The organism is Mesorhizobium sp. 113-3-3 (genome assembly GCF_016756495.1).
Taxonomy (GTDB): domain Bacteria; phylum Pseudomonadota; class Alphaproteobacteria; order Rhizobiales; family Rhizobiaceae; genus Mesorhizobium.
This window is the reverse complement of sequence record NZ_AP023243.1, coordinates 2,728,138-2,743,890: the sequence shown is the minus strand read 5'-3', so window position 1 is coordinate 2,743,890 and position 15,753 is coordinate 2,728,138. Positions and strand designations below refer to the sequence as shown.

The following is a 15,753-nucleotide window of genomic DNA, read 5'->3' as shown; positions in this document are numbered from 1 at the left end:
AAGTTAATAGAAGGTAATTCAACTTGTTCTAAAAGGCTATTCGCCCAAACCTTCAAGAAATCCGGTCGCAGTCGAAAAGCGGCCGCCAATGGATTGCCGGCACAATCTGCGGCCCTATTTCGCGTAGGCTCCAGGGGCGGTGCCGACACACTCAGAAACGGGTCGAGAAAGTCGCCTTGAAGGCGTTCTCCATGGCGCCTGAGGCGAACTGGCCGTCATAGGTGAAGCCGAGCCGGCTGGCTTGGCCGATGGCGAGATCGACGCCGGCCTGCAGCGCCAGCGCGTCCCTGGCGATCGGCACGCCGGTGACCGTGAAGGCGTCCCCGCCGGCGAAGGACAGCCGCGCCGCCGGCAGGTCGGCGAAGGCATGCCGCCAGCCGAGCGAGGCGCGCGCCTCGAGCGCCGAGCCGCCGACCGTGAATGTTTGCGAGAGCCGTGCGCCGAGCGTGGTGAAGGTGGCGTCATTGCTAATGCTATCCGAGCCGAGCGCGGCGGCTCCCCCCTCCTCGCCAAAACCGTCGGTCGACAAATGCACATAGGCCAGCCCCGCGAACGGCTCGACCTTGAGAGCCCCGACATCGAAAGCCCGCGACGCCTCGCCGAACACTTGCACGGTGCTCGCGCCATAGCTCGCCTTCAGTTGCTCGCTGAAGCCGGAGAAGGACGGGTCGCGCGTGGTGTCGATATCATGATGACTGTAACCGGCGCCGAATTTCAGTTGCACGGCATCGATCATGCCGCCGCCATACGCGCCGAGATGCACGCTGGTGATATCAGCCGAGGAGGCACGGTCATCGATGTCGAGCGCGGTGACGCCGATGCCGCCGAGGAAGCCGAGCGTCCAGCCATCTCCCACAGCGGCGTCCGCGCCGGCGAAGAAGGCGCCGGTACTGGCGTCGACATCGGCGGCATTGCCGTCGCTTCCGAGCGAACGGGCAAGGCCGGCGCCCTGCATCCAGAAGCCCTTTGCCCCGGGATTGGCGATGGCCACACCGGTGCGGCCGAGCGCGGCGTCGCGCAGCAGCCGGCTTTCGTCGAGGAGCAGGCCGGACACGGCCGCGTGCACCTCGCCCGACAGCTCGTCGAAGGCAAAGCGCGCGCCGTCGGCCGAAAGTGGCGCAATGGCATTGTAGACCGGGTTGCCGGCGCCAAGCTGCTCGACGCCGCCGGCGGCCGCCTTCTGGTTCGGCGTCTCGGCAACGAACGAGAAGTCGACCGCGTTGCCGGTCAGCGTCAGCACGAGATTGTTGCCGTCGCCGCCGGTGTAGCTCACGTCGGGCGTCAGGAAGGCATAGACATGGCTGATCGCTGCGAACTGCCCGGTCACCGCGCCCGCGCCCTGATTGTCGATGATGGTGTAGGTCTGGCTCGGCTGCCAGCCGGTGCCTGTGAGCTCATGCAGAGCAAGCGTGCCGCCGGTCACATCGACAGTGCCCGTCACCACCACCTTGTCGGCGCTGGCCGTGTCGACCTCGATGTCGAGCGTGCCGGCCAACCTGTAATTGCCATTGATGGTCTGCGTGCCGATCGAGGCGCCGGGCGCGTGATGGCCGCCGGCCTGGATGGTCACCATACCGCCGGCCAGACCTCCGATTGCGCCGTTGCCGCCAAGCGTCGCTCCGCTCGCCACCGAGACATCGGCCGAGCCGAGCGAACCGTCGATTTGCAGGATGCCGGCATTGACGGTCGTGGTGCCGAGATAGGTATTGGCGCCAGAAAGGATGAGTTTGCCGGTGCCGTCCTTGGCAAAACTGCCCTTGGCCAGCGCACCGCCATCGGAGATGACGCCCGAAATCGTCTCGTCGAGATTGAGCGCACCAACTTTGAGCGTATGCGCGCCGAGCGCGATGCCGCCGGCGCCGGAGACCGAGCCCAGCGAAACGCAGTTGCACAGGCCTGGCGCGTCGAAGGCCGAGATGTCGACCTTGCCGCCGGCCAGGTTGATGATCCTGGCGGCATTGGACGCGTTGTCGCCACGGAATGACGTGGTGCCGCCGCCCTGGTTGATGATGACGGCCGAACCGGCGCTGCTGCCGGCCAGGAACACCGTCCTGCCGTTACCCTGGTTTGATATGGTCGAGGTGCCGGCGCTCGACTGGTTGTCGAAGACGACGGAACCGTTCTGCGTCGAGATCGACAGGCTGCCGGCGCTGACCGGACCGGCAAAGCGCAGCACCGGCTTCAGCGTTGCCGCCGGCGCGCCCGACACCGAAACCCCACCGGTGCCGAGCGCGCCATTGGCCGCCGCAACGAGTTCGCCCTCCTTGATGGTCGAACCGCCCTGGTATGAATTGGCCACGCCCAGCGTCAGTGAGCCGTCGCCGAGCTTGACGATGCTCCCCGTTCCGGAAATGCCGACATTGATGAAAGCTTTGTTGACCGCCGCACCTGGATCGGCGGCGACGATGATTTCGGTGGCCGCCGAATTGGTCACCAATGCGCCACCCGCACCAGCCGACAGCGTGTAGGTCCAGTCCGTCGGATGCGAGACGAAGCGAAGGCCGGTGAAGGTGTGCGAACCGACCACCGTCACCGTGCCCGGCGTGCCGGCAAACACCGCCTTCTGGCTCGCCCAGGCGGCGTTGATGTCGCCGGCGGCGTTGGTCCAGTTGCTGCTCGCGGCATCCCAGGTGCCGTTGCCGCCGCGCCCGTTGGCGATCACGCCGGGCGTCATGTTGGCGCCGTCCCAATATTGTTCTCCGGCACCGGTCGCGACCAGCAGATTGACCACGCCGCCGCCGCTCTGGATCGACCAGTCGCCCGGGTTGAAGCCCGGCGGCACGGAGCCGATGACGAGGCCGTTATTGGTGAACGTCCCGCCATAATTGGCAATGCGGTAGGTGCCGTTGCCGAAGCCGCCGGCGTCACTCACCGACAGCTTGCCGTCCAGCGTCAGTGCGCCGGTGACGTCGAACAGCGGCATCGAGTTCGCCGCCCCCAGCGAGACGTTGAGATTGGAGGTGTCGTTGAGCGTCAATGACGCCATCGTCAGCGTCTGGCCGGCCAGCCCAAGCAACGTGCCGCCATTGGCGATGGTCGTGGCGCCCAGCGAGCCGGTACCGCCGAGCGCGCCGCCGGAATTGACCTGAAAAGTGCTCGATGCCATCGAGCCGTCGACCATCAGCGTGCCGGCGTTGACGTTGGTGGCGCCAGAGAAATTCTTGTTGCCGGCAATGATCAGCGTGCCGCTGCCTTGCTTGGTGAAGGCGCCAGTGCCGTTGATCTGGCCCTGGTAGAGCGTGTCGGCCGAACCGCCTGCGGTGAGAGTGCCTGTACGGATCTCGAGGCGGCCGTAACCGGAGAGATCGCCGACCGTCTGGTTGAAGCCGTTGAGGTCGAAGACGCCGCCGCTGCCGATCAGCGCGCCTGTCGTCACCAGCCTATCGCTGCCGCCGAGGATGAGGCTGCCGAAAGACAGCGTCGTACCGCCGGTATAGGTCTGAACGCCGGTCAGCGTCAGCGTGCCGTTGCCGCTCTTTTCGAAACTGCCATCGCCCGAGATGACACCCGAATAGCTGGGCGTGCCGTTGAAGAACACCGAGAGTTTGCTGTGATTGACATAGTTGCCGGTCAACGCGCCATCGGCCGAGAAGTTGCCGATGCGCAGCTCGCCGGTGTTGATCGTGGTGCCGCCGCTATAAGTGTTGGCGCCGATCAGCGTGATCAGCCCCGTGCCGTTCTTGACCAGCGAACCTGAGCCGGAAATGACGCCGGCGTAGCGGGGGAAGATATCGGCCGAACGGTCGATGATCAGCGTGCCGTCATTGTTGACGACGCCATCGCGGATGCTGCCGGTCGTGCCGCCATTGCCGAGCTGCAGGACAGCGCCGGGGCTGATGTTGGTGACCGCTGAATAGGCGTTCTCGCTGGTGAAGATTGTGGTTCCGGCAAGGATGTTGACGGCGGCGGGGCCGGCCAGCGGGCCGAAGCCGGCAATGTTCGTCGCGAAGACATAGTTGCTGGAAGTGTGGTTGAAATTGATCGCCATCGGCCCGGTGGCGGAGCCTGAGAAGATCACCTGCGCCGCCTCGAGCGTGCCGGGCGCGGCCGCGGGGCTGGCGGCAGCGGCGCCGATGTTGAGCGTGCCCGAGGAGCCGGCCAGCGCGCCGAGGCCGACCGTCCCGGCGCCGCCATTGACCCTGACGACGCCACCGTCGGCGATGGTCAGCACGCCCTTGCCGGCGCCACCGATGGTAAGCCCCTGCAGATCACTGGGGCCGGAACCAAGCGTGTCGCTGATCGTCCATAGCGAACCCGCGCCGATCACCGTGACGATGTCCGATGTCGCTGCCGTGGCGTCGCTGGCGCTTGATATGTTGGTGTAGCCGGTGTTGAGCTTGCCGCCGCCCGAGACCGTCACCGTGGCGGTCGAGTTGGTGGCGTTGCCGAGGTAGAGGCGATAGGGCGTGGTGAAACTCGATCCCGCGCCATCGACGGTGATCGCCGCCTTGGAGTTGGCGGTGTTGGCGATCCTGGCGTCGCCGTTGAGGAAGCTGCTGGCGGTGGAATCGATCAGCACCGTGCCGCCGGCCAGCACGTTGAGTTCCGATGTCTGGCCGGTCGCGCCCATCGCCAGCGGCACATTGCTATAGGCGCCCGTGATCTTCCACTGCGAACCGGCGCCGGTGACCGTCACCTTGCCGTTGACGATATTGGCCGCCGTGCTGGCCCCAACCGTATAGGTGGTGGTGAGCTTGCCGCCGCTGGAGACGGTCAGCGTGCCGGTCCCCGTCTGGCCGACGAACAGATTTCCGGTCGCCCATGACGCGCCGCCCGAAACCGTCGCGGTGCCGACGCCGCTGGTGCCGACATTGCCGCCGACATAGGTGCGTATGGTCGTCGCCGTAGCATTGTCGAGCAGTTGGAAATCGCCCTTGCCGGTCGCGCCGATGACGAACTGGGTGGCGATCGATCCGGTCATGGTGAAGTTGGAACCGCTGCCGGTGACGATCAGCTGGCCGTCGGCAAGCGCGGAACTTTCGCCGATCATGACATTGCCGCTGGACGACAGCCTGCCGCCGGTCTCGACCCTGACGCGGCCGACCGCGCCGGCATCAGCCGAGATCGACAGGAAGTTGTTCGTCCATTGCGATCCGGCACCGGTGATGGTCACCGTGCCGGAAGAGGACGGGTTGTTGGCGACGACACCGCCGGCGCTGGTGATCCTGCCGCCAGCCGATACGGTCAGCGCGCCGGTGCCGAAGTCACCGACAATGAGATAGTTGCTCGCCACCGACAGCGTGCCGGCGCCAGTGACCACGAGCGCCCCGTTCGAACCGGCCGAGCTGCCGATATTGATTGTCCTGGCCGAAGCACCTGCCAAGCTGACGGTCGCAGTATTGACGCCGGCGCTGTTGATGGTGAGGTCATCGCTGGCGGTCGGCGCCGAGGACGGCGTCCAGTTGCCCGATGTGAACCAGTTGCCCGAGCCAGACCCGTTCCAGGTCAGCGAGGCGCCCAGCGCCAATGTCGAGCTAGACAGCAGCAGCCCCGCCAGCCCCAGCGCGAGCGAGGCACGCCGGCTTGCCATCGGTCGCCGGCCTGCCATCGGTTGATTGTCCATTCCGTCCCTGCCCCAGCTTGCGGATCGGCGTTCGACCCGCGCAACATCCCCTCGGGCGCACCGGCCGGTGGCCCGAAGAAAAAGCTAGAGGCGTGCGCCGCTGGTCGATACCGGCAGTTAGGGACAGATGCGGACAATTCAGGACATCGCCGCGTCATCCGGCTCGCAATGGGGGTTCTGATGCTCCCATCGGGCAGGATTGCTCCCGCGTCGCGCCGACAGGCGAATCGCCGCGCATCGATACGGCGTCGACCAGGGAACAATGTTGCCGGCAAACTGTTTTAGTCCTTGCCGGAGGCTGCAATGAACGATGCGTCGGCGACGCCCGTGGGTCCCGTCCTTTCCTCGACGGAGCGCGTGAACACGCTGTCGCATTTTCACCGCGCCGAGATCGCGCGCATGGCGGGCTGGCGTGATCGGCTCGACAGGACCACGAACTGGTCGATCACCGTGGTGGCGGCAATGCTTTCAGTGTCGCTGTCGACGGCCAGCGCGCACCATGGCGTGCTGCTGTTCGCCATGCTGCTGATCCTGCTGCTTTTGTGGATCGAGGCGCGCCGCTACCGCTTCTTCGACTTCTATCGAGCCCGCGTGCGCCAGTTCGAGCGCCACTATTTCGCGCAGATCTTCTCGCCGCAGCCCGACTTCGCCTCGGACTGGCTGCTCATCGTCGGCGAAGGCCTGCGCGCGCCGAAATTCCTGCTGTCGCATCGTGCCGCCTTGGCGCGGCGCCTGCGCCGCAATTACATCTACCTCTTCCTCATCCTGCTGCTGGCATGGGTGCTGAAGATATCGACACCCAGCCTGCAAACCGCGGGGGTCAGAACCGGCTTTGTCGGCTCGCTGCGCGAGGCGATCGACAGCGCCGCGCTTGGTCCCATCCCAGGCGTCGCGATCGTGGTGATCGTGGCCGGGTTTTATGTCGGATTGCTCGCCATCGTCCTTTTCGCGGCGGGCGACGACGGCGAACTCGCCTTCGGCGACGTCCACGTCTGACCGCGATCGCTGACTACCAATTTCGGCAACCGGCGGCTGCAACGCAAATCCCGGCCATGCGTTGTCATGATCAGTCCGCCGCGACGTTTGAGGGAACCCATGAACCGGCAACCGGCAACGACGTCAGGCCGCTTCGCGGCCATTCTCGTGTTGGCTATCCTGGTTCTTGCAACGGCAAGCAATGCCTTCGCCGCGACCGCGCCCGGCCACGCCTCAGGCATGGGCGGCTCGGCCGAAGGCCTCTTCGTCGCCGAGATCGTGCTTCTCCTGCTGGTCGGCCGCGGCCTCGGCGAAATCTTCCAGCGCTACGGCCAGCCGGCGATCATGGGCCAGCTGATCGGCGGCATCCTGCTCGGCCCCTCGCTGTTCGGCTGGATATGGCCCGACGCGCAGCACCTGATCTTCTCCAGCGATCCGGCGCAGAAGAGCATGATCGATGCCGTCTCCCAACTTGGCATCCTGCTGCTCCTCCTGTTGACCGGCATGGAGACGGATCTGCGCCTGGTGCGCCGCGTGGGGGCTGCCTGCTTCTCGATCTCGATCACCGGCGTCGTCGTGCCTTTCGCCTGCGGCTTCGCGCTGGCGCAGTTCCTGCCGGACACCCTGCTGCCCGACCCGACACAGCGCGTCGTCGCCGGGCTGTTCCTCGGCACGGCGCTGTCGATCTCCTCCGTCAAGATCGTCGCCATGGTGGTGCGCGAGATGAACTTCATGCGCCGCAATCTCGGCCAGGTCATCATCTCCTCGGCCATCATCGAGGACACGATCGGCTGGCTGATTATCGCCGTCACCTTCGGCATCGCCACCAATGGCAGCCTGCAGCTTTTGCCACTCATCACCACCGTGGCCGAGGTGGCGCTGTTCATGGCGTTTTCCTTCACTATCGGCCGCCGCCTTGTCTTCACGCTGATCCGCTGGAGCAACGATTCTTTCCGCAGCGAATATGCCGTCATCACGGTGATCCTCATCATCATGGGCGTCATGGCGCTGATCACCAATCTGATCGGCGTCCACACCGTGCTCGGCGCCTTCGTCGCCGGCATACTTGTCGGCGAATCGCCAATCCTGTCCGATCACATCGAGAGCCAGTTGCGCGGCGTCATCACCGCCCTGTTCATGCCGGTGTTCTTCGGTATGGCGGGCCTGTCCGCCGACCTTACCGTGCTTGCCGATCCGACGCTGGCATCGCTGACGCTGGCACTGGTTGCCATCGCCAGCGTCGGCAAGTTCGGCGGCGCCTTTCTCGGCGGCAGGATCGCCGGCATGTCGTTCAAAGAGGCCACCGCCGTCGGCAGCGCCATGAACGCCCGCGGCTCGACCGAGGTCATCGTCGCCAGCATCGGCCTGTCGATGAACATCCTGTCCCACAATCTGTTCACGATGATCGTCACCATGGCCGTCATCACCACGCTCGCCATGCCGCCCATGCTGCGCTGGGCGCTCGGCCGCCTGCCGGTTGGACATGCCGAGAAGCAGCGCGTCGACCGCGAACTGCTCGACGAGCGCGGCTTCGTCTCCAGGCTGGAGCGCCTGCTGCTGCTGGTCGACGACAGCCCGGTCGGCAAATTCACTGCTTACCTTGCAGGCCTGGTCGGCGGCGGCAGCGGCATGCCCACCACGCTGCTTCATCTCCAGGACGGCAAGCTCGCCGGCCAGGTTAACGACAAAGGTCCGGAGCGCGCGTCCAGGGAGGTCAAGAAGGGGGCCGCCAGGAGCGCAAGAGCCGTCAGCAGGGCAGAGGACACGCTTGTCGACAAGGTTCATCTCACAGCCCGCACCGAGCTCGAAGCCAGCGCCGAGACGATCGCCGCGGAAGCCCGCAAGGGCTATGGGCTTCTGTTGGCCGGGCTGGAGAACACTCTGACCGACAAGGGCACCTTCAGCGGTGCGCTGAAGGACATCAGCAGCGGGTTCGACGGCCCGCTCTGCCTCGTGCTGAACGGAGCCAAGGCCAATGGAAAGATGCCCGTGCTGCGCGCCGGAACCACGATACTGGTCCCCGTCAACGGCACCGAGGTCGCGCGCCGCGCCGCTGATTTCGCGCTGGCGCTGGCGCGGCCGCACCGGGCCCGCGTCAAGGTGCTCTATGTCTCGCAAGCCAGGCAAGGCAGCCGGCCAGGCTCGGTCTCGCACCGCCGGGAGGAAGCCGTGCTCAAGGATGTCGCCGATCTCGCCGACCGCTATGGCGTCGCCGTCGACACCGCGATCCGCACCCGGGCCACGGCAGACAGGGCGATTGCCAGGGAGGTGGAAAAAGGGGCCGCGATGGTGGTGATGGGTGTCACCCAACGGCCGGGCGACGAGCTGTTCTTCGGCGACACGGCGACAGCCGTGCTCGCCGCGGTCGCCTGCCCGGTCGTGCTTCTGGCCAGCGAACGCGTCAAGCGAACCGATGCCAATGCCGAGGGGACGGCAGCCGAAATCGGCGCCTGATCCTTCCGGCTCGGCTGTCGCAACCTACAGGCCGAAGAACTGTCGCCCGATCACGTAACCCAGCGCCGCCGCGACGAGCGGAAACAGCGCCGGTGCTGCCTTGCTGAAGAAGGAAACCTTCGTGTCCTTGGGCGGCACATAGCGTGCGTTGCCGAGATTCTTGGTCATTGCGTACCCCGCGCCAAACCAATCATTTTTGCGCATGTCGTTATCCCAAAACCGCAAAGCAGCTCCGGTCGACATGCATTAGAAGACGCTCATTAACAGCATTGCCGAATTAACGACTTGCAAAGAAATTCGCTCGAATAGCCGACCATTGGCTGGCGAAGCCCCGGTATCCAAAGGAAAATCCCCACGCATCGGGAACCGATCGGCCCGTCCGGGGTTGTGGACGTCGGGGCATGCATGATCGCAATCTCATTAAATACAGGAAATTTCGGCACCGCGCCGATGGCACGAAGCCATGGGGCGGTGATGGATGATCATCGACGGGCGCGCCTGAGATGTTAGCCCCGACAGGACGAAACTTGAATAAACGCCGACCGATCCACGAGACGCCATGCCAGCAACCAGCACAAACGTGATAGACGATCGTCGTCATGCCTTTCTCGCCGGCGGCGGCGAGCTCGGCCGCCTGATCGCGGCGTTCGACTGGGCCTCGACCTCGATAGGACCGATCGAGGTCTGGCCGCAGAGTCTGAAGACAGCGGTCTCGCTGATCCTGCGCTCGCGGGTGCCGATCGTCATGCTGTGGGGCGAGGACGGTGTCATGATCTACAATGACGGCTATTCGGAATTCGCCGGCGGCCGCCATCCGCAATTGCTCGGCTCGAAAGTGCGCGAAGGCTGGCCCGAGGTGGCCGACTTCAACGACAACATCATGAAGGTGTGCCTGGGCAGCGGCGGCACGCTCGCCTATCGCGAACAGGTGCTGACGCTGAACCGCACCGGCAGGCCCGAGCAGGTCTGGCTCGATCTCGACTATTCGCCTGTGCTCGACGAAAGCGGCGAGCCGGCCGGCGTCATCGCCATCGTCATCGAGACGACCGGCAAGGTTGCCGCCGAGCGCTGGCGCGCCGGCGAGCGCGACCGCCAGCGCCAGATGTTCGAACAGGCGCCGGGCTTCATGGCCATGCTCTCCGGTCCGCAGCATGTCGTCGAACTGACCAATGCCGCCTACATGCAGCTCGTCGGCCACCGCGATATTGTCGGCCTGCCAATCCGCCAAGCCTTGCCGGAGATCGAGGGCCAGGGCTTTTTCGAATTGCTCGACCGGGTGTTCACCTCCGGCGAGGCGTTCGTCGGCTACGCGCTGAAGGCCGAGTTGCAACGCACGCCGGGTGCGCCGATCGAAGACCGCTTCATCGACCTCGTCTATCAACCGGTGCGCAATCCGGCCGGCGAGGTTTTCGGCATCTTCGTGCAAGGGGTTGACGTCACCGACCGGCTGATCGCCGAGCAGGCGCTGCGCCGGAGCGAGACGCAATTCCGCACCTTCGCCGAGGCGATGCCGAACCACGTCTGGACGGCGACACCGGAAGGGCTCCTCGACTGGTTCAACCCGCGCGTCTACGATTATTCCGGTGCGAAGCCGGGCGAGCTTGACGGTCATGACTGGGCCGACATCGTGCATCCCGACGACATCGTCGCAGCCGCCGAAAAGTGGCAGCAGGTGCTGGCTGCCGGCACGTTCTACGAGACCGAGTTCCGGCTGCGCCGGCATGACGGCATCTATCGCTGGTTCATCGCCCGCGCCGTCCCGATCCGCGACGCCGACGGCGTCATCCTGCGCTGGATCGGCACCAACACCGATATCGACGATCAAAAGCAGGCGGCCCAGGCCCTGCTGCAGAGCGAACGCCGCTTGCAGCTGTCACAGAATGCCGCCGGCATTGCGGCGCTCGAACTCGATATCGCCAGCGGGACCGTGGTCGGGTCCGAGGGCTTCTGGGGTCTCTGGGGGCTGTCGCCGCGCGAGAGCGTGCACATCTCCGTGCTGGAAGACATCGTCATTCCGGAGGACAAGGACGTCCGCTCCAACCGGCAGACGCGGGAAGAAGGCACCGCCGTGCCTGCCGTGGAATACCGCATCCGCCGCCCCGATACCGGCGAATTGCGCTGGCTGTCGCGTCACATCGACTTTGTCCACGACGAGACCGGCAAGCCGGTCAAGATGTTCGGCGTCATGCAGGACGTCACCGACCGGCGCGAGGCGCAGGCGCGGCAGGAACTGCTCACCCACGAACTTGAACATCGCATCAAGAACATACTGGCGATGGTCGCGGCCATCGCTTCGCAAACGCTACGCAACACAGATATCGCCACCGCGAGCGCCACTTTCAACGAGCGTCTGCGCGCGCTGGCCAACGCCCACGACATATTGAACAAGACCCGCTGGACCAGCGCCTCGATCCGCGAGGTGGTCGACAACACCATCGCCACCTTCCCGCTCGAACAGATTTCGATTTCCGGCCCGGCGCTGCCGATCAATCCGAAGATGGCGCTGACGCTGGCGCTCGCCGTCAACGAACTGGCCACCAACGCGCTGAAATACGGCGCGCTGTCGACACCCGAAGGCAAGGTGTCGATCGAATGGTCCTTGCAGCCATCGATCGAGGCATCAGGCGAAAAGCGGCTGGTCTGGCGCTGGCGCGAAAGCGGCGGGCCGCCGGTCACGCCGCCGAGCCGCCGCGGCTTCGGCCGATTCCTGATCGAGCGCGTCTTCGGCACAGACTTCGGCGGGTCGGTCCAGATCGACTACCATCCCGGCGGCGTCGAATGCGTGTTGAACGCACCGGCACCCCAATTGCCGACAGAACCGTACTGATCGCAGAGGCGTGCCATGACCACCCAGAGCCTCGTCACCGTCCTCGTCGTCGAAGACGAAGCCTTTCTGCTGTTTGCCATCGCCGATGAACTGCGCGAGGCGGGGTTCAACGTGCTGGAGGCGAGCAATGCAGACCAGGCGATCCATATACTGGAGAGCCGGCAAGACATCGCCATCCTGTTCACTGACATCGACATGCCCGGCTCCATGGACGGACTGCGCCTGTCCGCGGCCGTGCGCGACCGCTGGCCGCCGGTCAAGATCATCATCACGTCGGGCAAGCAACAGCCCGCCCGGGACGCGATGCCGAGCGGCGGCGTCTTCCTGCCAAAGCCCTATGCGCCGGAAGCCGTGGCGGCGACCATCCAGGGCCTGCTCGACTAAGCTCTACGCCTCATCTATCGCCGTTCTCAAACGCCCCAATGCCTTGCGCGATGAGGTTGGTGGCCATCACCAGCGAGATGATCGCGGCTGAATTGAACACCACTACCCACCATTTGCCGCCGGTGAGAAAGCCGTAGCCATCGGCGATGGCCAGCCCCCAGTCGGCCGAAGGCGGCTGGATGCCGAGGCCGAGGAAGCTCAGCGTCGCGATCGAAAAGAAGGCATAGCCGAGCCGGGTGATGAGCTCGATCAGGATGGTTTCCCGGACATTGGGCAGGATCTCGAGAAACATGATCGCCAACCGTCCTTCGCCGGCAAGCCGGGCGGCGCTGACATAGTCGCGCTCGCGCTGTTCGCGCGCGGCGGTGCGCACGGTGCGCGCCACCAGCGGCGCATAGGCAAGGCCGATCACCAGGATGACGGTGAGGTTGGACGGGCCGATCGCCACCAGCGCCATCGTCACCAGAACGATGAAAGGCAGGGACATGACGGCATCGAGCAGCCGCGCGCCGACGGCGTCGACCATGCCGCCAAACGTGCCGAGCACCAGGCCGATGACGCTGCCGGCGGTGACGCCGGCCAGCGTCGCCACCGGCGCCACCAAAAGGATGTCGCGCGAGCCGACGATGATGCGCGAAAGCACGTCGCGGCCGAGCTGGTCGGTGCCGAACCAGTGCACCGCGTCGGGCGGCGTCATCATCGACAGGAAATCCTCGGCATAGGGATCGAACGGCACGAATTGCGCGCCGGCAATCGCACATACGACCCAGAACAGCAGCACCGCCGAGCCGATCACTGTCGAGGGCGCCACGTCTGGCACAAGGCCACGCAGCCGGCCGATCCAGGAGAGCCTGATGTCGCCGCGCATGGGAGACTGGGCGAGATCGGTCATGGCGCGCTTCGCCGGCGCTGGCGCGGGTCGAGCAGCGCTTGCAGGAGATCGCCGATCGCCGCCGTCGACACGAAGATGGCCGCCATCACCAGAACCCCGGCCTCGAGCATCGGAAAGTCGCGCGCCTTGGCGGCACTGAGCACCAGATTGCCGAGCCCCTGAATGCCGAACAGGGCCTCGATCACCACCAGCCCGCCAAGCAGGAAGCCGCTTTGTGTGGCGATGACCGCCACCGTCGGCACCAGCGCGTTGCGCAGCACATGCTTGAACAACACCTGCGAGGGGGTGAGACCCTTGAGGATCGCGGTGCGCGTATAGTCCGCCGCGCGCGCGTCGATCACCCCTGCCCTGGTCATGCGCGCGACATAGCCGATCAGGTTCAGCACCAGCGGCAGCGCCGGCAGGATGAGGTGGTAGCTGGACGTCCAGAAGCCGGCCCCATCCGGCGCCGCACCGGAGATCGGAAACCAGGCCAGCCACAGGCCGAAGACCATCAGCAAAAGCAGGCCGGAGACGAAGTCCGGCACGATAGAGAGCGAGACGCCGGTCAGCACGATCAGCCTGTCGGCAAGGCTCCCCGAGCGCAGGCCCGCGACGACGCCGGCACCGATGCCAATCGGCACCAGGAACAGCAGCACGACACCGGCCAGTGCCGCGGAATTCTTGATACCAGACAGGACGAACGGCGCCACCGGCGCGCGCATCGACAGCGAGTCGCCGAAATCACCCCTGATCGCCAGGCTGAACCAGTGCCAATACTGCGCAAGGATTGGCTGGTCGGTGCCGAGCTTGCGGTTCAGCTCGGCGACGGCCTGTGCGTCGGCGAACGGGCCGAGCATGACGCGGCCGACGTCGCCGGGCAGCACTTGCCCGGCGAGGAAGACCAGCGCGCTGACCAGCCACAGCGTCAGAAGCAGCGAGCCGGCGCGTGCCACCAGCGGCCGCACGATCGCCATCGAGGCGGTCACACGAACGACACCTTGTCGAGCAGCAGGTGCGAGATGGCGGTGAAGCGCACGCCCTCGACCTTCGAGGAGACGATGCGGCTGTATTGCGAGAAATAGCTGATGATCAGCGGCGTCTCGTCGAGCAGCAGCGTCTGGATCTTGCCGGCGGCCACGCGCTGCGCCTGCAGGTCGCGAGCCTTGCCGTAGTCGATGAGCAGCGCGTCATAATCCGGATTGTTGAAATGCGCCGCGTTCCAGGCGCCCGAGCTCTTCAGCGTCGCGTTGAGGAAGATGTCGGGCGTGCCGCGATGGCCGAAATCGGTGATGCCGAGATTGGAGTCCAGCCATGGCGAACTGCCGAACGTCGCCGAGCCGTAATAAGCATCCTGCGGCAGCACGTTGAGCTTGATGTCGATGCCGGCCTTCTTGGCGAAGTTCTGGATGATCACGGCATAGTCGGGAATGTCGTAGGCGCGCTCGGTGGTCAGCGTCACCTCGAAGCCGTTGGGCACGCCGGCCTCGCCAAGCAGCCGCTTGGCTTCGGTGATGTCCTGCTTGCGCTGCGGCACCGACGGATCGGCCGATGGGAAGATCGGCGCGAACGGCGTGTCGTTGCCGACGACGGCGCGGCCCTTCAGCAGACCCTTGACCACCGCCTCGCGGTCGATGGTCAGCGCCAGCGCGCGGCGCACGCGCTTGTCGGTGAACGGCGCCTGGTCGGTTCGCAGATGCGCCGGATCATGCGAGCTGGCCTGCACACTGAGCAGCTTGAAATTGGGATTGCCCTCGATCGCCAGCTCCAACCGCGTGGTGGAAGGGATCACGTCGAGCTGGCCGGCCTGCAAGGCCAGCACCTGCGCCTGCTCGTCGTCGAAGAACTTGATCTCGACCCGGTCGGGCAGCGCTTTGTCGCCCCAATAGTCCGGGTTGCGCACGAAGCTGGCGCCCTGCTTGGGACGGAAGGACTCCAGCTTGAAAGGTCCGGTGCCGTTGAACGTCTTCTCGAAATCGCCGGCATAGTCTGATGGCACGATGACGGCGTTGTAGACATCGGAGGAAACGTAGAACGGGAAATTGCTGTTCGACTGGTCGAGATCGAAGGCGACGGTTTCGTCGTCGACGACCTTGGCGCCGCCCTTGGAGAGGATGCCCTTATAGGCCGACAGCGCCGACGAGCCGCTGGCCGGATCGACCAGCCGTTCGAAGCTCGCCACCACGTCCTTGGCCGTGACCGTGCGGCCATCGTGGAATTTCACGCCCGGCCGCAATTTGAACGTCCAGCGCTTGGCCGTCTCGTCGGCTTCCCACGAGACCGCAAGCTTCGGCTGCAGTCCGTCCTTGGGATCGTCGAGGATCAGATATTCGCCGACCTGGCTGATCACGCCGATGCTGGCCGGGTCGGTGATGGTGACGGGATCGATCGCCTTGGTCGGCTGGCCGAGGCCGACGCGGACCGTGCCCCCAGGTGTCGCCGCGCGTGCCGCGCCCGGCGTGAACAGGCCCTGCGAGGCGGCAAAGCCGGCGAGGCCGAGGAGTGCGGCGTATTTCAGGAGGTCGCGGCGCTTGAGGAAGCCTTGCGCATATTCGTCCACCGCGACATTCCAGATGTCGCCTGTGTGGCCGCGCGTCGACTGGTTGCGCAGAAGATCGATGTCGGAACGTTTCGTCATTGTCAGTCTCTCATCAATGGGAGGATGGGGGAGAAAAAGCC

9 protein-coding genes are annotated in these 15,753 nt (G+C 65.4%); 4 read left to right on the top strand and 5 right to left on the bottom strand.

From position 1 onward, the window contains the following. Positions 1–151 precede the first annotated feature (151 nt). A complete protein-coding gene (locus tag JG746_RS13260) occupies positions 152–5,548 on the bottom strand; it encodes an autotransporter domain-containing protein (RefSeq protein WP_202358534.1) in 5,397 nt (1,798 codons plus the stop codon). A 318-nt stretch (positions 5,549–5,866) separates the two neighbouring features. Between JG746_RS13260 and JG746_RS13255 the strand changes: the two genes are divergently transcribed. Then, the gene (locus tag JG746_RS13255) at positions 5,867–6,559 is read left to right on the top strand and encodes a DUF2270 domain-containing protein (protein ID WP_202358533.1); all 693 of its coding nucleotides are present in this window, start codon (positions 5,867–5,869) and stop codon (positions 6,557–6,559) included. 219 nt (positions 6,560–6,778) lie between these two features. Next, a complete protein-coding gene (locus JG746_RS13250; protein WP_202359344.1) occupies positions 6,779–8,992 on the top strand; it encodes a cation:proton antiporter domain-containing protein in 2,214 nt (737 codons plus the stop codon). 24 nt (positions 8,993–9,016) lie between these two features. On the opposite strand, the gene JG746_RS13245 is transcribed toward JG746_RS13250, so the two are convergent. After that, a complete protein-coding gene (locus tag JG746_RS13245; RefSeq protein WP_202358532.1) occupies positions 9,017–9,160 on the bottom strand; it encodes a hypothetical protein in 144 nt (47 codons plus the stop codon). A 391-nt stretch (positions 9,161–9,551) separates the two neighbouring features. Here JG746_RS13245 and JG746_RS13240 point away from each other — a divergent pair, with 391 nt between their 5' ends. Together JG746_RS13240 and JG746_RS13235 are read left to right on the top strand one after the other, a co-directional pair. Continuing rightward, on the top strand, positions 9,552–11,819 hold the full coding sequence (locus JG746_RS13240) for a PAS domain S-box protein (RefSeq protein ID WP_202358531.1): 2,268 nt from the start codon (positions 9,552–9,554) through the stop codon (positions 11,817–11,819). A gap of 15 nt (positions 11,820–11,834) precedes the next feature. Further along, complete coding sequence (locus JG746_RS13235; protein ID WP_202358530.1) at positions 11,835–12,203, top strand: response regulator; 369 nt, start codon at positions 11,835–11,837, stop codon at positions 12,201–12,203. Between the two features lie 10 nt (positions 12,204–12,213). On the opposite strand, the gene JG746_RS13230 is transcribed toward JG746_RS13235, so the two are convergent. The 3 genes from JG746_RS13230 to JG746_RS13220 are packed head-to-tail and all read right to left on the bottom strand — an operon-like array spanning position 12,214 to position 15,712. Beyond that, positions 12,214–13,095 carry an ABC transporter permease gene (locus JG746_RS13230; protein ID WP_202358529.1) on the bottom strand — a complete coding sequence of 294 codons (882 nt, stop codon included), beginning with the start codon at positions 13,093–13,095 and terminating at the stop codon, positions 12,214–12,216. Then, positions 13,092–14,051: an ABC transporter permease gene (locus JG746_RS13225; protein ID WP_202359343.1), complete on the bottom strand. Its 960-nt coding sequence runs from the start codon at positions 14,049–14,051 to the stop codon at positions 13,092–13,094. The genes JG746_RS13230 and JG746_RS13225 overlap by 4 nt, the downstream gene beginning before the upstream one ends. Before the next feature lie 8 nt (positions 14,052–14,059). Next, complete coding sequence (locus JG746_RS13220; protein ID WP_202358528.1) at positions 14,060–15,712, bottom strand: ABC transporter substrate-binding protein; 1,653 nt, start codon at positions 15,710–15,712, stop codon at positions 14,060–14,062. Between the last annotated feature and the right edge of the window lie 41 nt (positions 15,713–15,753).

Excerpts from the sequence above, each read along its gene's own strand:
- JG746_RS13260 (WP_202358534.1), bottom strand. The coding sequence starts at position 5,548 with ATGGCAGGCCGGCGACCGATGGCAAGCCGGCGTGCCTCGCTCGCGCTG.
- JG746_RS13255 (WP_202358533.1), top strand. The coding sequence starts at position 5,867 with ATGAACGATGCGTCGGCGACGCCCGTGGGTCCCGTCCTTTCCTCGACG.
- JG746_RS13250 (WP_202359344.1), top strand. The coding sequence starts at position 6,779 with ATGGGCGGCTCGGCCGAAGGCCTCTTCGTCGCCGAGATCGTGCTTCTC.
- JG746_RS13245 (WP_202358532.1), bottom strand. The coding sequence starts at position 9,160 with ATGACCAAGAATCTCGGCAACGCACGCTATGTGCCGCCCAAGGACACG.
- JG746_RS13240 (WP_202358531.1), top strand. The coding sequence starts at position 9,552 with ATGCCAGCAACCAGCACAAACGTGATAGACGATCGTCGTCATGCCTTT.
- JG746_RS13235 (WP_202358530.1), top strand. The coding sequence starts at position 11,835 with ATGACCACCCAGAGCCTCGTCACCGTCCTCGTCGTCGAAGACGAAGCC.
- JG746_RS13230 (WP_202358529.1), bottom strand. The coding sequence starts at position 13,095 with ATGACCGATCTCGCCCAGTCTCCCATGCGCGGCGACATCAGGCTCTCC.
- JG746_RS13225 (WP_202359343.1), bottom strand. The coding sequence starts at position 14,051 with ATGGCGATCGTGCGGCCGCTGGTGGCACGCGCCGGCTCGCTGCTTCTG.
- JG746_RS13220 (WP_202358528.1), bottom strand. The coding sequence starts at position 15,712 with ATGACGAAACGTTCCGACATCGATCTTCTGCGCAACCAGTCGACGCGC.